13 protein-coding genes are annotated in these 14,921 nt (G+C 34.1%); 6 read left to right on the plus strand and 7 right to left on the minus strand.

The annotated features are described in order from the left end of the window. Positions 1 to 209 precede the first annotated feature (209 nt). On the plus strand, positions 210 to 4,076 hold the full coding sequence (locus BW932_RS12955) for a DUF7948 domain-containing protein (RefSeq protein WP_076388269.1): 3,867 nt from the start codon (positions 210 to 212) through the stop codon (positions 4,074 to 4,076). Between the two features lie 3 nt (positions 4,077 to 4,079). Next, complete coding sequence (locus BW932_RS12960; protein ID WP_076388271.1) at positions 4,080 to 5,159, plus strand: tetratricopeptide repeat protein; 1,080 nt, start codon at positions 4,080 to 4,082, stop codon at positions 5,157 to 5,159. Here BW932_RS12960 and BW932_RS12965 read toward each other — a convergent pair whose 3' ends face one another. Then, complete coding sequence (locus tag BW932_RS12965; protein ID WP_076388273.1) at positions 5,160 to 5,993, minus strand: CvfB family protein; 834 nt, start codon at positions 5,991 to 5,993, stop codon at positions 5,160 to 5,162. A gap of 101 nt (positions 5,994 to 6,094) precedes the next feature. On the opposite strand from BW932_RS12965, the gene BW932_RS12970 reads away from it, so the two are divergent. Next, complete coding sequence (locus tag BW932_RS12970) at positions 6,095 to 7,111, plus strand: catalase family protein (protein ID WP_076388275.1); 1,017 nt, start codon at positions 6,095 to 6,097, stop codon at positions 7,109 to 7,111. 107 nt (positions 7,112 to 7,218) lie between these two features. Here BW932_RS12970 and BW932_RS12975 read toward each other — a convergent pair whose 3' ends face one another. The 3 genes from BW932_RS12975 to lpdA form a co-directional block, all read right to left on the minus strand. Further along, complete coding sequence (locus BW932_RS12975) at positions 7,219 to 8,109, minus strand: DUF4476 domain-containing protein (protein WP_076388365.1); 891 nt, start codon at positions 8,107 to 8,109, stop codon at positions 7,219 to 7,221. Between the two features lie 319 nt (positions 8,110 to 8,428). Beyond that, the gene (locus BW932_RS12980) at positions 8,429 to 9,433 is read right to left on the minus strand and encodes a T9SS type A sorting domain-containing protein (protein ID WP_084566526.1); all 1,005 of its coding nucleotides are present in this window, start codon (positions 9,431 to 9,433) and stop codon (positions 8,429 to 8,431) included. 330 nt (positions 9,434 to 9,763) lie between these two features. Further along, on the minus strand, positions 9,764 to 11,167 hold the full coding sequence (gene lpdA, locus BW932_RS12985) for a dihydrolipoyl dehydrogenase (protein WP_076388277.1): 1,404 nt from the start codon (positions 11,165 to 11,167) through the stop codon (positions 9,764 to 9,766). A gap of 451 nt (positions 11,168 to 11,618) precedes the next feature. On the opposite strand from lpdA, the gene BW932_RS12990 reads away from it, so the two are divergent. Next, entirely contained in the window at positions 11,619 to 11,813 is a 195-nt protein-coding gene (locus BW932_RS12990; RefSeq protein ID WP_076388279.1) for a hypothetical protein, read from the plus strand. 79 nt (positions 11,814 to 11,892) lie between these two features. On the opposite strand, the gene BW932_RS12995 is transcribed toward BW932_RS12990, so the two are convergent. Then, on the minus strand, positions 11,893 to 12,966 hold the full coding sequence (locus BW932_RS12995) for a glycosyltransferase (protein ID WP_076388281.1): 1,074 nt from the start codon (positions 12,964 to 12,966) through the stop codon (positions 11,893 to 11,895). Positions 12,967 to 13,135: 169 nt separating this feature from the next. On the opposite strand from BW932_RS12995, the gene BW932_RS13000 reads away from it, so the two are divergent. Both BW932_RS13000 and BW932_RS13005 read left to right on the plus strand, forming a co-directional pair. Further along, positions 13,136 to 13,546 (plus strand): Rrf2 family transcriptional regulator, encoded by a 411-nt coding sequence (locus BW932_RS13000; protein ID WP_076388283.1) that lies wholly within the window; start codon positions 13,136 to 13,138, stop codon positions 13,544 to 13,546. A gap of 72 nt (positions 13,547 to 13,618) precedes the next feature. Beyond that, positions 13,619 to 14,269 carry an NAD(P)-dependent oxidoreductase gene (locus BW932_RS13005; RefSeq protein WP_076388285.1) on the plus strand — a complete coding sequence of 217 codons (651 nt, stop codon included), beginning with the start codon at positions 13,619 to 13,621 and terminating at the stop codon, positions 14,267 to 14,269. Between the two features lie 75 nt (positions 14,270 to 14,344). On the opposite strand, the gene BW932_RS13010 is transcribed toward BW932_RS13005, so the two are convergent. Together BW932_RS13010 and BW932_RS13015 are read right to left on the minus strand one after the other, a co-directional pair. Next, on the minus strand, positions 14,345 to 14,668 hold the full coding sequence (locus BW932_RS13010) for a hypothetical protein (RefSeq protein WP_084566527.1): 324 nt from the start codon (positions 14,666 to 14,668) through the stop codon (positions 14,345 to 14,347). Next, positions 14,659 to 14,904, minus strand: coding sequence for a hypothetical protein (locus BW932_RS13015; protein ID WP_076388287.1), 246 nt, complete (start codon positions 14,902 to 14,904; stop codon positions 14,659 to 14,661). The genes BW932_RS13010 and BW932_RS13015 overlap by 10 nt, the downstream gene beginning before the upstream one ends. Between the last annotated feature and the right edge of the window lie 17 nt (positions 14,905 to 14,921).

The raw sequence follows: 14,921 nt of genomic DNA on the forward strand, positions 1-14,921 counted from the left end.
GCCTAAAGAGGACAACTTTTCCTTTTTTCAAACGCATATCGAATTTTAATGAAAATAAAAATCCGCATCACTTTTTGTTGTGAGACGCATTCTTTTTGCTGTTACAGAATGATTTTTTCTCTTAGAAGAAAAATCAATCGATTTGTTTTTCAGCAATTTGCTTTTGTCAAAGAGTGCAGAATAAATTATATTTGTGGACAATCCTTTTAATGAAAAAATTTTTACTCTTATTCTTTCTGTTCTCTTTCTCAATCTCAATTTTCAGTCAACAACTGAAAACTTCTTCAGCGTATTCTTTTACGGAGAACAAAGGTCAAATTGTAGATCAGGACGGCAAACAAAATCCTGCGGTTCAGTATCTTTTCAATTCGGATGGATTGAATGTTCAGATTAAGAATGATGGATTTTCTTATGATGTTTATGAAGTTAAAAAAGTCCCGAAAAAAAAATCCAAACGAAGAGAAAGTGATTTGCCTCAAAAAAATAAACTAAAAACAGAATACGATTTAAAATATGAATATCACCGTGTTGATATCGATTTTGTAGGTGCCAATAAAAATCCAGAAATTATTGCTGAAGGTAAATCGGTGGATTATGACAATTATTACAACATTCCGAACCGTCCAAAAGGCGTAGAAAACGTACACCGTTACGAAAAAATCACCTTTCAAAATCTTTATTCAAATATTGATTTGGTTTTCTTTCAACCAAAAGATACTTTAAAGCCGATTGAATATAATTTCATCGTGAATCCCGGTGGAAAAATTTCTGATATTCAACTCAAATTTAAAGGAGCAACAACAAAATTAAAAGACGGAAAACTTATTATGAATCTTCGTTTCGGGGAAATGCAGGAAAATATTCCACATTCTTGGGAAGAAGCCGGAAATTTAAAAAAATCGATTAATGTTGGTTTTAAAGATTTAGGAAATGGAGTTTATGGATTTAATGCTGATAGAGATGTTTTTGATAAAGTGGTGGTGATTGATCCGGTTCCGACGAGGATTTGGGGAACATTGTATGGTGGAAATGGATATGATACTATGGAAAAATTGGAAATAGATGAATATAACGATCTGTATCTCGGAGGAATGACGATGAGCTATGATAATTATATGGCAACTTCTGGTGCTTACATTACTACATTCACGGGGACTTGGGACGGATATATTGCAAAATTTGATGAAAATGGACACCGAATTTGGGGGAGTTATTTAGATAACACGATAAGCTATGGGTCTTTGAATGCTTTAGATTTTGATAAAGACAATCTTTATATTCTCTTAAAAGCTAATGATCAGCAAGTCTTAAAACTTAGAAAAGACGGAACCTACATTTGGACTCATCATATTGCTTCAGATAAATTAATTTACGATATCCTGGTTAAAAATGGTTTTTTTTACATTGGAGGTGCTATAGCCCAAAATAATATTTCTAAACCTTATATTGAAAAGTTTGACTTGAATGGAATTTTTCAAAAAAATTATATCATTCAAAATACAGTTTCTGGAAAATTTTCCTACATTTCTGATTTTTCAGATGATAGTTCCCTTGATATCTACGCTATCGGACAAACAGAATCTACTGGAATTTCTACGCAAAACTCTTTACAAAATTCTCTTGGCGGAGACAGGGACTTATTATTGATGCATTTTGATTCAGATTTAAATTCAAAGCAAATTTCCTATTTTGGCGATGCAAGAGCGGATTTACCGATTGCCTGTAAATTTGAAAATGGAATTTTTAAAGTATTTTATAAAATATGGCCGATCATTAATAATAATTATGTCGGAAGTGTATTAAAATATAATGTAAATACTAACGCCATAGTTTCAAACAACCAATTTCTTTTACCTTATAATCAAGATTTAACCGGTTATTTCGATCCTATTGGAAATCTGTTTATTGGAGGAAGTTCTTATCCAAACCAACCCAATATTGCAACTCCCGATGCTTATCAAACATCAACAGGATTCAGCAACAAATCTATAATGATGCTGTACGACAATAATGAAAACAAAGTTTGGGGTACATTTTATGGAGGAAATGGATCTACTGGAGCTGCATTTATCCGGAGAGATTCAAAAAACTACATCTACATGGTTGGGAGCGCTACTTCTAATATTTCTGGAATGGCAACACCAGGAGCTTTTCAATCGATCAATAATTCCACGGATGGTTATATTGCTAAATTTTTTGATTGTACTTCTGTTGTGACATTATTATCTTCTAATTCACCTGTCTGTCTAAACTCAACTATAAACCTTTCAGCTTCCGGCGGAACATCATACTCTTGGACTGGTCCGAATGGATTCATTTCTTCCGCTCAAAACCCAATTATTCTGAATGCAACTGCAGCAATGGATGGCATTTACTCTTGCGTAATTTCTGGTACAGGTGGTTGCGACGGAACCTTCAATGTAGAAGTAAAAGTAGAAGACAAAACCGCCCCAATTCCAGACATCGCAAACTTACTTACAATTACAGGAAATTGTAAAACCGTCATTTCCACAATCCCAACTGCAACCGATAATTGCGTAGGAAATATCGTGGGAATAACTACAGATCCGCTTCAATATTCTTTACCCGGAAATTATATAATTCATTGGAAATATGATGACGGAAACGGAAATATTTCCACGCAAAATCAAAATGTAACAATTGTTAGCGAACCTGTTCCAACGGGAAATGCTGCCCAAAATTTCTGTCTCATTAATAATCCCAAAATCTCTAATATTCAAATTTCAGGAACCTCCATTAAATGGTATAATGCAGCCGGAAACCTTTTAAATGCAAATACGCTTTTAGTCGATGGAACAAAATATTATGCAACGCAAACTCTAAACGGTTGTGAAAGTGCGAAAACTGAAATTACAATCGCCGTTAATGATCCAATTGCACCAACAGGAAACGGTTCCCAAACTTTTTGTTCTGCGCAATTGCCGAAAATTTCCGATATCTTGGTGACGGGACAAAACATCAAATGGTTTGATGCATCGGGAAACATTTTACCGACCACAACTCTACTTCTAGACGGGAAAACCTATTTCGCCACTCAAACTGTAAACGGGTGTGAAAGCACGCAGAAACTTTCCGTAACTGCCATTGTAAAAAATGGCGGAATTCCTGCAAATGATTACGCAATGGCAATTTGTAATCCGACCACTTCAAATACGAAAATTGAAAACCTCATCAATTATAAAGGAAATTTAATTGCAAATCCCGGAATTTATATTTTTGAATTTTTCAATGCTGCAAATCAAGTAATTGCTGATCCTTCAAATGCGATTTTAAATTTGGGCGCCAATATTTTCAATGTGAAAATCTCCAATAATTTAGGATGTTTTGATTTTGTGAAACTGACTTTAACTTTGGATCCAAAACCACCATTAAATCTTCCTGAAAAAGTAGAATTTTGCAATGGTCAATCTGTACCTCTTGATGCAGGTGGAAATGGAATAATCGCCTACGAATGGACCAGAACCGATGATCCGAAAGTGATTTCTAACCAACAAATTTTGGTAGTTTCTACCCCAGGAGATTATATTTTGAAAGTTGAAAATACGTTTGGCTGTCAAAATTCTACCATTATCAAAGTTACGAAATCTGTTTTGGCACATATTACCGGAGTTCAAATTGTAAATAATACGGCAACCGTACAAATGTCTGCTGTTGGCGATTTCATATATTCTTTAGATCAGTTAAACTGGCAAAATTCTAATGTTTTTCAAAATTTAGCCAACGGAAATTACACGGTTTATGTGCAAACAAAATTGGGTTGCATTATTGGGTCTATGAATTTTAGCATTTTTAATGTCACCAATATTTTTACGCCAAATGCAGATGGAATGAATGATACTTGGGAAATCTCGGGTTTAGAAAATTACCCCAATTCGGAAGTTAAAGTTTTTGACCGTTTCGGAAATACCGTTTTACAGAAAATCACAAACGGAGCTTTTGAATGGGACGGAACTTTCAACTCTAGAAAATTGCCGACGGGAAATTATTGGTATGTCATCAAAGTTTCGGATGGCCGATTGCTAAACGGTTGGTTGCTTCTTAAAAACAGAAATTAAACAATGAAAAAGATCTTCTATTTATTTTTGATAGTAAAAATTGGTTTTCTTTCTGCACAAATAGATTCTAAAAATTTGTATCAAGATTGGTATGCTGTAAAAATAGAAATGAAAGATGGCAGTAAACCGTTTTTGAAAAAACCCACTTATTTTCTCAATTACGGTTTCCGAATCGATAAAGACTCGTATCGCTTTGATGAAATAAACAAATTGCAGCAAAAACAAAGTTCTCCAATTCCCTATGTTTTACGGAACGACGAAATGCAAACCTCACCAGAATCAGCTTTGGTAATAGAAAAATTGAACAAAGATTCCTTAATTCTTTCTCAAAGCATTAAAAACATAGCTGAGAATGATTTAACCAGATATTATTTGGTGTCTTTAAAAAAATTAAAACAACAACGTCTTGCGCAATTTAAAGGAAAAGACACTTTGATTTCCAATCCAATTCTCAATCCGCCTTTCAAAAATAAACTTTCAAAAAAAGATATTAAATCTGCAAAAATGGTTTCGTTGCCAGAAAATAAGCGAAAGAATTTTCGACTCAATGGATTTATACTTTTAGATGTAAAAAATAGAAAAGCAGAAGGTTTTTTAGAAGATTTCAATCCTGAATTTAAGGTAGAAAATAAAAATGTATTAAGTAATCTGACCGGTAATTTTAATGACTGGGATGTTTCGCAGTTCCGTGATTTTAAATTTATAAAAGTTCCATTTTCGTATTTACAATTCTACCAAATTGAAAAAACCCTTATTTCTTTCGGTGAAATATATTCTTTAAATATTGCAGATTACGACTTAGTTCCCAGTAATAAAATCACCCTCGGAAGTCCAAACGTAGAAAGTGCAGATTATTTCGAAGCTGCAGTAAAAGCTTATAAAAAGAATAAATTGAAAGATGCGGCTCGTCTTTTCGAAAAATCAATTCAAAGCAACGAAAGAAATTTAAATGCTTATTATAATTTTGCAGAAATCAGTTTTAGACTTCACAACATAGAAAAAGCTTGCGAGATTTACCAATTTCTAATCGATGAAGGTCAAAAACCTGCAATAAAAGAATTCAATCAAAAATGTGTAAAATAATTACGCTTCTGCAATCAATTTAATTTTATCCTCCAAGATCTCAATTTTTTTATCGCGATACAAACCGCCAATTGCTTTTTTGAAATTCTTTTTGCTCATTTGAAGCTCGTCTTTAATTTCTTCTGGCGTAGATTGATCGGAAAGGTAAAGCAAACCGTAATTGATTTCAAGTTTATCTAAAATGATTTTCTGGAATTCATCAATGTTTTCGTAGCCTTCTGGTTGTAAAGAAACATCGATTTTTCCATCTTCGCGAATGGATTTAATGAAGCCTACTTCTTCGCTCAAAGGAAAGAGTTTTTTGTACACATCAGAAGTGTAAATCAATCCAATATATTGTTTGTTGATCACCACATTCCACCCCAATTCGCTTTCACCTGCAACCATTAAATGCACTTTTTCTCCTCTTTGCAAAGGCAGATTTTCGTAGTGTGGATTTCTTTTATACCTTGTAGTTCCGGTAATCAAATCCAGAAACTCATCCACATAAACGTAAACCAAATATCTTTTTCCCTCAATAATTTTCGCTTTCTGCTGTTTATAAGGAACAAATAAATCCTTGATAATTCCCCAATCCATAAAAGCACCCGTTGGTAAACTTTGTACACAAGTCATGATGGCAAATTCGCCCACTTCCGCGTTGGGTTTTTCAGTCGTCGCTTTTAATTTATCATCATCTTGATAAACGAAAACTTCCATTTCATCACCTATTTCTGCATCTTCGGAGGCAAATATTTTAGGGAGAAAAGCTCTTTCACCCTCTGCATCTTCCAGAAATAAACCTGAATAATTTTTTTCCGCGATTTTTAATAATTGAGTTTTTCCGATGTTCATGATGACTAGTTAGTAAAAGTGAGTAATAATAAAGTGCAAAGATAACGTATTTTCTGGCGAATTTTCGGGAATGGTTGTTGCTACTTCCAAAGAAAAAATTCATGAATACCCTCCTGAAATATAAACCCGAGTTCGACCAACTTTCTGCAGCAGAAACCGCCGATTTAAATAAAGCCGTTCAATCTGTGGAAAAATTCATCGAAAGCTCTTCAAAAATTAGTAAAGTCGATTACGCAACAAGAGATGCTCATGCGAAAACATATGCGACTGCAAAAGGGTTTTTAAAGCGTTCAGACGACTTACCGGAATTTCTGACGGAGATCTTTGATCAAAAGGAATACGAACTTTTCGCCCGCTTTTCCAATGGAAATTTGGTGATCAATAAAAAAGGAAGAGATGCGCCGCTCTATGGATTTTCTTTAAAAATAAAAAATGTAAACGGACAGGATGCGAATTTTCCACTGGTGAATTTTCCTTTATTTCCTACCAATTCTCCTTCAGTATTTCTCAATTTCTTCAGATCAGTAAATACATTTTTGGTGACAAAACATGATAATTTTCTAGTTTCAATCCTCGATGTTCCGTCGCTGATCAAAAACAGTGTCGCTCTTTTCGGTTCCATGTTTTCTGTAGATTTGGTAAAGGAAATTCTCCAATTTATCCCGAAACGAAACGACTTTTTCTTTTCCTTTCCTTTCGACGGAATTGGATGCTTTCGAATCGGCGATTACATCATGAAGATTGGCTTAAAACCAGTTCGTAACCTTTCCGGTATTGGAAAAAATGAAAAACAGCGAGATGCAATTAATGAATGCATTTCCCTGCAAGATTTAAATTTTTTATTGACGGTCCAACTCTGCGAAAATTTAGCCGATCAACCTGTAAATGATTTAATGAAAAAGTGGAAAAACGCGCCAGAACACATTTTGGGTACCATTGTAATTCCACAGGAATCTGCTTTAGACTCCGCAAATTCAGAAATTGAAAATCTCAATTTCAATCCGTTTGAAAATGCTGAAAATCTGCAGCCGGTCGGAAAAATACAGCAAATCAGAAAAAAAATTTATGAAGCCTCGATTGCAACACGAAACCGTATCAATGGAAAAGGAAAAAGCTGAAGGATAATCGACCAATTAGTTTTTCAAAACTGAAAAAGTCACTACTTTAAAAGGAACATCATTAGATAAAAACCAAAAAAAGAGAAGCCGAAACTTCTCTTTTTTAATTAAAATCTAGAAATATAATCGTCGAGTTTTCTTTTTGCACTATCAAAATCAAAGGCTTCATGAACCACAAAATAATTGCGGCGATCGACACAATTTTGGTATAACATTTTTGCAACTTCTAATCGATTATCATCAAAAGACATCGCTTTTAGCAAAGTTTGAATTTGCAATGAGGTAAAATTAGTGTTTCTCGATACAGATGAAATCATTGCGATTTTATCTTTGTCGAAACTCGCATTTCTTTTGAGAGCATTAATGAACCTTACAAATTCCCCATTATTCATCACGTTTGCGTAGTAATTTCCGTTGCCCTCATTTCCGTTCCAATTTCCGTTTTGGTTTCCGTAAGGATTATTCCAAATATCGTCCCATTCATTCACGCCATAAGATTGGTTTTGAACGGGATAGTTCCCCAGAAGATACAATCCTTGGTTTGGAAAGAAATCCAGAACCAATCGCATGTTGTTTTTCACGTTGAGCCTCGTTCTGTAGATCAAAAAATTGTTATCATAAATCGAAATCGGAACACTTCCCGCTCTTAATTCAAAAAACCTGAATTTCCCTGTAGAATTACTCATCATTTGCTCACCAATTTCTATGGTAAAATTTCCGTTTAGTGGAATTCTTACAAATACTTCAGAATTACCGTAGTTGTAATTCCAGCGGTAATCAGTACTTCCAGTCGGTTTTTGATTTTTAAAACTTGGAGTGATTCTGTTGTTGGATTGCTCCGAAATTTTGTCGTTGCTTTTCCGAAATCCATCATTGCGTTGTGTTTGCATTTCGGAACTTTTCGCTTCATTTTTTAGAAGTTCTCCCGCTTTTCCAGCCTCTTGTGCAAAAACGGTAAGATTCAATAATAAGATGGCAATAGTAAAGATTGTTTTCATTTTTTTACTTTTTAAAGTTGTAGTAAAACACGCCTCTATTATGATGCCAAAAAACACTTCTACCCCCTAATTTCATTGAATAAATGCAAATAAACAAATTATTTACGAATTGGTTCAAAACCACTTTAACCTTACTTTAAAAACTTCATCAAAGCGAATTCAACACGTGAAATTTTACAATTTACAAATTCAATTCCCATCACTTCAAAACAAAAAAAAAGAGAAGCCGAAACTTCTCTTACTTTCATTAACTTTTTTTCATTATTCGTTATTATAACCATCGAAAGACTGAAAAAAATTAATCCCACGAAATCTAAAATTATTTTTTAATGATTTGAATGGTTTGGTCTTTTTCATTTTTACCAGAAAGTTGCAAAATATAAGTTCCAGCCGGTAAAGCACTTAAGTTTGTTTTTCCTAAATTAATTGGTTGTATCATTAATAATTTACCATCAATACTTCGGACTTTCAGGGTATCGAAATTGCTGAAATTTCCGGCGAAAAAAAGCTCATCGATGACAGGATTTGGAAAGACCAGAACTTTATTTTTCACAGTGGCAGCATTTGTTGCCAAGGTCGGACTTGCTTGTCCTACCGCGACATTTGAAGTTTGGTTTATGCTCAGAAGTGGTACCGAAATCGTAGCAGTAGTGGCAGTGAAAAGCGGATATCTGTTTAAATTATCGTAATACGTGTAAAAGGTACTTACCAACGTTCCGATTGCGAAAAGATAATTGGTATCGGTACTTTGATAAAGGTTATAAGTCTGCACGGTTTTTAAGCGCAAAATATTCGAATAGGATTTTGTACCGAGTAAAAGCAACCCCGTTCCGTCTGCGGTAGTGGTTATCGTTCCTTTGAATAATCCCGATGCAACGGTACTGGTAAAGGTACCTTTTGCGGTATCGGTGTAGGTATTTCCGAAACTTGTTGGGAATTTCAGAAAGATCCCGTTATCTCCTATAAAATTTAAAGTTGCGCCGCTTACTACTGCGCCAGTAATTTCTAATTGCGACGCAGAAGATTTGTAGTAAATCAAGTTTGCGTTTCCATCATCGAATTTTACGGTGGTTCCAGGAAAAGTTGCAATATCCGCGGGAGTTGGCGTAGAAACCTGCGCGATCACATTCGTACCATCGGTCAATGCACTGTTGTCAAACGTAGTGTTTGCACCAGAAGAAGAATTATCGGGGGTTCCGAGAAGATTTTTGCTATTTACCGAGTTTCCGGTTAAGTAATCATTTGCTGCTTTGGTAAGCGTGGTCTGGGAAAAGGCTAAACAACTGCACGCAGTCATCGCCAGTAAATAAATATTTTTCATCATTTTGTTATTTACAACGAAGTTACTACATAATTACATTTCCCTTATAAAATTATGCATTTATTTGTGAATTTTTAACAATTACAGCTTTAAACAGATGAAAGATTTGATAATCAAAGGGAAAATAACATCGGAAACTTTCCGAATTTTTAACCCTTTAAGCACAATCATCTTTTTCAGCCGCACCAACCGAAATGATTCAAAATGATTGATTTTTGCAGTCGTAATTTTCATTAATAGAAAACAAAAAAAAAGAGAAGCCGAAACTTCTCTTTTGTAATATCTAAAATATTAATAGTACATTCTACTTTGTACATTTTACTTTCTACCAACCTAAAAATGCAACGCTCTTTTCCCCGTCGCATCTAAAGCCGCTTCTTTCATCGCTTCTGCATACGTTGGATGTGCGTGAGACATTCTCGAAATATCTTCTGCACTTGCTCGGTATTCCATCGCTACAACCGCTTCTGCGATTAAATCTGCCGCTCTTGCTCCGATCATGTGAACGCCTAAAATTTCGTCGGTTTTTTCGTCAGCAATTACTTTGATGAAACCATCAACATCACCTGAAGCACGGCTTCTTCCCAAAGCTCTCATCGGGAAATTACCAATTTTTATGGCAACACCTTCCGCTTTCAATTGCTCTTCTGTTTTTCCAACAGCTGCAACTTCTGGCCATGTGTAAACTACGCCCGGAATTAAATTATAATTGATGTGTGGTTTTTGTCCAGCGATTAATTCTGCCACCAAAGTTCCTTCCTCAGAAGCTTTGTGAGCCAACATTGCACCCACTACAACATCACCAATCGCGTAGATATTCGAAACATTGGTTTGTAAATGTTCGTTAACTTTTACTCTTCCTCTTTCATCCAGATCAACACCTGCTTTTTCAACAGCAAGTCCTTCTGTATAAGGTTTTCTACCAACTGCGACCAACACATAATCACCTTCGAAAACAACCTCTTCGCCTTTTTTATCTTTCGCCGTTACTTTTACGGTATCGCCGTTTCTTTCAACAGACTGAACGCCTGTAGAAAGGTTGAATTTCATGCCTTGTTTTCTCAACACTTTGTTCAGCTCCTTCGATAAAGCACCGTCCATGGTTGGAATAATTTTATCCATAAATTCTACCACGGTTACTTCTGAACCCAGTCTTTTGTAAACAGAACCTAATTCCAATCCAATTACACCACCACCAATTACGATCAGGTGTTTCGGAATTTCTTTCAGTTCTAATGCTTCTGTGGAAGTAATAATTCTTTCTTTATCTAAAGTAATAAAAGGCAAAGTACTCGGTTTAGAACCTGTTGCAATAATGGTATATTTAGAATCCAACATTTCTGTTGAACCATCATTTTTTGTCACTTTGATTTGAGTTGCGGATTCAAAACTTCCAACGCCTTCAAAAACGGTGATTTTGTTTTTATCCATCAAAAAGTTGATGCCTTTTGTAGTTTGATCTACCACTTCTCTTTTGCGCTCAATCATTCTGCCCAAATCTGCGACAGGATCATTGATGATGATTCCGTGATTGGCAAAATCGTGTTTGGCGTTATAAAAATGCTCTGAAGAATCCAAAAGCGCTTTGCTCGGAATACAGCCCACATTCAGGCAAGTTCCACCCAGAACGGAATATTTCTCGATTATTGCAGTTTTGAAACCTAATTGTGCGCATCTTATCGCAGCAACATATCCACCTGGACCAGAACCGATTATGGTAACATCGAATTGACTCATATTTATCTTTTTATGATTGAATTAAAAGTAGCACAAATTTACGAAATATTTTCGCTTTCAAAGGTGGGATTATTTGGAGATTTGCAACATTTGTCTTGGTGAGAAATGAGGCTTTTGTCATCGCCAGGAATAAGGCTTTTGTCATTGCGAGGAATGAGGCACGAATGACGAAGCAATCTCAGAATTTAATTGCAAATAATTCTGAGGAGCCGGGAACCTGCTTTCCGCTATATCTTTTTTGCAAGAAAGTTTATTGATCAAAAGAAAAATGTGAGCAATGCAAAAAAGGATGCCGCTGCAATCAGGGCTATAAGATTGGGAATTCTTAGAAAATGAATTCTTTTTTATAAAAATTTAAGCTCTGTAATATACTTGAGTCAAGGTATAACTAAAAAGCAACTCCTATTAAAAATTATTAAAATTCATATATTTACAAATACTGCTTAAAACGATGAAAAACTATATTCAGAAAACATTAATTGCTCATTTATTTGGATTTTTAGCGCTTATCCTGACCCATATATTTTGGTCAGTAAATACTTATGGAAATGCATCAAGTGGAGATACAGGAATAATTATTTTTTGGGCTGGAATATTTTTAATCTTGTTCTACTTGGTTTTTGTTATAATCCCAACGCTTTATTGATGACAAATATTGAACACGAATAGCAAAGCGAATCAGAAAAATAAGTAATATAAAACGGAAAATTTCCCTTAATAACTACCTACAGATCAAGCAACAATTTCTCATACCTTTCCAAAATCAATTCCTTCGAAAACCGCGATTTTATTGAATTTTTTATTTCTTCCGAATCATGCGTTTCCGCTAAGATAGAAACAATCTTGTCTGCAAATTTTTCCGGATTTTCGATATCAGAAATTTCACCGTTAATTTTCGGCTGAATAATTTCCGTAATTCCACCTTTGCAATTATTCGCTAAAGAATACGTTCCACAAGCTCCGGCTTCCAACAAAACATTTGGAAAACCTTCGTAGCGCGAGGAAAGGATAAAAAGATCGGCGAATTTTAAAAACTGATATGGATTTTTTTGCTGTCCGTGAAAAAGCACATTTTCTAAACCCAAATCGGTTTTCATTTGATGCAGCAATTCTTTGTCCCGTCCATCGCCTAAAATATGAAGCAGAATTTTTTCGTTTTTTAAATGATTAAAAACTTTCAGTAAATTATCAAAACCTTTTCTAGAAGACAGATTTCCGATGGATACAACATTTTTGAAACCTTCTTTGAAAGATTCTGGCTTTTCTGAAATCTCCAATTTCTCATTGATAAAATCAAAATCGACAGGATTATTAATCTTAATGATTTTTTCTTTTTTTATTTTAAAATTTTCAATTAAATCATTTTGCATATCGTCGCTTTGGCAAATGATTTTGTGAAAATTGCTATAAAATTTATAGAAAAAACGAATTTCTTTTCTCGTAACATGTTGCGAAACAACATTGGTTTCTCTGGCAATAAATTTCGTTTTCGGGAAAAGCTTTATGAATAAAGACAAATACGCATTAATTTCGCCAAAACCACTGAAAACAATATCAGGTTTTCGGATTTTAATTTCCTTTAAAATTGGGATTAAAGAATTTCGGATTCTTTGAATTTTAAGGTCGATAATTTCTACATCTTCTTTTAGCAATTCCAAATAACCGCCTTCTTTCCTTAATAAAAGTATTTTCGGCTCGAATTTTTCGCGGGGCAAATGATTCGCAATCGTGGTTGCAATTCTTTCTGCGCCGCCGGTTTCTAAATCGGGAAGAATAAAAATGATGGAGATTTTTTTCATAAGTTGTAAATAACAAAAATACTCGAAGTTTTTTGAATAGTAAAAAATTAGATTGCTATCAAAGCATTTTCACTTATTTGAAATTGATTTTCTTTTCGGTTAAAATTTTAACTAAACCAAATTGTAATAAAATTTGTTACATTAAATATTTTTCTTACATTTGCACTCGATGAACAACACAAGATTTGCAACGAACATTCATATCATGACGCTTTTGGCGAAAGAGCCAGAAAAATTTCTAACATCGGAATGGATTGCAGGAAGCATAAATATTAATCCCGTAATTGTAAGAAAAGAATTGATTATTCTGAAGAAATTTGGTCTGATAGAAAGCCGACAAGGAAAAGATGGCGGTGCGAGAATTTTAAAAAATGCAGTAGAAATTAGTATTACAGAAATCTACGAAGTAGTGAGAAACTCGGAAATTTTGGGAAAGAAAAATCTAAATCCAAACCCGAAATGCACTGTTGGGAAAGACATTAATAAAAATTTGAATGTATTATTTTCAGAAACAGAAAATGTAGTTCAACAGTTTTTAATGAATAAAAAACTTTCTGATTTTATGAATCAATTCGACTAAAAAATTTTTAACATAAATGTAACAAAACGCATTACAATTAATCTAAATTATTAACAAAATAAATTTTTAAATATGAAAAAAGTAGCAGTAATTGGCGCAACAGGATTTGTTGGAACCCAAGTTGTAAAAGAATTAGCAAACCGAGGTTATTCTGTGGAAGCGATTGTGAGAGATATTTCAAAAGTATCGGAAAATGCAAATGTAACGGCAAAAAGCGTCAATGTAAATAATACTGATGAACTTGCTGAAGCTTTACAAGGCAATGACGCCGTAATCAACACGTTTAATGCAGGTTGGACCAACCCAAATTTGTACAACGACTTTTTAAACGGAAGCAGAAATATCGAAAAAGCGGTAGAAAAATCTGGTGTAAAAAGGTTTATCACTGTTGGTGGTGCAGGAAGTTTGTTTATCGATGGAAATCAAATAGTTGATGGTTCGGATTTTCCGGCAGACATTAAACCCGGAGCTTTGGCTGCGAGAGATTATTTGAATGAAATCAAACAAAATGAAACTTTAGATTGGACTTTCTTTTCGCCTGCAATAGAAATGCATCCCGGAACTGCGGGAATTCGAAAAGGAGTTTACAGAACGGCTTTGGAAAATCCGGTTTTTGATGAAAACGGAAGAAGCGTTTTGTCTGTGGAAGATGTTGCCGTTGCTTTGGTTGATGAATTGGAACAAAATAAATTTTTGAAAAAACGTTTCACAGCGGGTTATTAGAAAGAAATATTTTATAATTAAATCTCTTAAACTTTGTCTATCATTTACTTTTGACAACGTTTGAGAGATTTTTTTTTACAATAATTCCGGAAAGTCTTGTGAATGGTTATTTAAAATATAATTGACGAGAAATTTTCCTTCTTTTTGATCGAAGAAAATGTACCAGAAAGTTTGATTATTGGCTTTGTAGCGAAGATATTTCTTGCCGTATTTTTCAAATTTTTTGGGAGATTTTTTGGAAATTAGAAAGTTGATCTTGTTTTCAATAAAATCATATATTTTATTGGTGTAATTTACTGCTGAATCTTTAAAAGCAAAATATTTTCGCTCTATTAAAATATCAATCAGTTCATTAATTTGATATTCAAATTCATCTTTGTAAACAATAATTACTTCCAAGGCAGATTGTTGATGTGCTCCATCGTTCTTCTTCGCATTTCTGTAGCTGAAATTCCTTTTGCAAACCTCTCATCGAAATCATCTTTCACAGCGTATTCTTTTTTCAAATCTGAAACTATTGAAACAGAATTTTCAGAATTTTTTAAATCTAATAATTCCTGCATCATTTCCAATTCATCAAGGTTTTTTATCCATTCGATGAGTTCTTTTTTAATTTCAAAAATTGGATTTTCCATGATTTAAATTTTTGACT

It is taken from the genome of Kaistella chaponensis, from assembly GCF_900156725.1.
Lineage (GTDB): Bacteria > Bacteroidota > Bacteroidia > Flavobacteriales > Weeksellaceae > Kaistella > Kaistella chaponensis.

Coding starts and splice junctions, on each gene's coding strand:
- BW932_RS12955 (WP_076388269.1), top strand. CDS start 210: ATGAAAAAATTTTTACTCTTATTCTTTCTGTTCTCTTTCTCAATCTCA.
- BW932_RS12960 (WP_076388271.1), top strand. CDS start 4,080: ATGAAAAAGATCTTCTATTTATTTTTGATAGTAAAAATTGGTTTTCTT.
- BW932_RS12965 (WP_076388273.1), bottom strand. CDS start 5,993: ATGAACATCGGAAAAACTCAATTATTAAAAATCGCGGAAAAAAATTAT.
- BW932_RS12970 (WP_076388275.1), top strand. CDS start 6,095: ATGAATACCCTCCTGAAATATAAACCCGAGTTCGACCAACTTTCTGCA.
- BW932_RS12975 (WP_076388365.1), bottom strand. CDS start 8,109: ATGAAAACAATCTTTACTATTGCCATCTTATTATTGAATCTTACCGTT.
- BW932_RS12980 (WP_084566526.1), bottom strand. CDS start 9,433: ATGATGAAAAATATTTATTTACTGGCGATGACTGCGTGCAGTTGTTTA.
- lpdA (WP_076388277.1), bottom strand. CDS start 11,167: ATGAGTCAATTCGATGTTACCATAATCGGTTCTGGTCCAGGTGGATAT.
- BW932_RS12990 (WP_076388279.1), top strand. CDS start 11,619: ATGAAAAACTATATTCAGAAAACATTAATTGCTCATTTATTTGGATTT.
- BW932_RS12995 (WP_076388281.1), bottom strand. CDS start 12,966: ATGAAAAAAATCTCCATCATTTTTATTCTTCCCGATTTAGAAACCGGC.
- BW932_RS13000 (WP_076388283.1), top strand. CDS start 13,136: ATGAACAACACAAGATTTGCAACGAACATTCATATCATGACGCTTTTG.
- BW932_RS13005 (WP_076388285.1), top strand. CDS start 13,619: ATGAAAAAAGTAGCAGTAATTGGCGCAACAGGATTTGTTGGAACCCAA.
- BW932_RS13015 (WP_076388287.1), bottom strand. CDS start 14,904: ATGGAAAATCCAATTTTTGAAATTAAAAAAGAACTCATCGAATGGATA.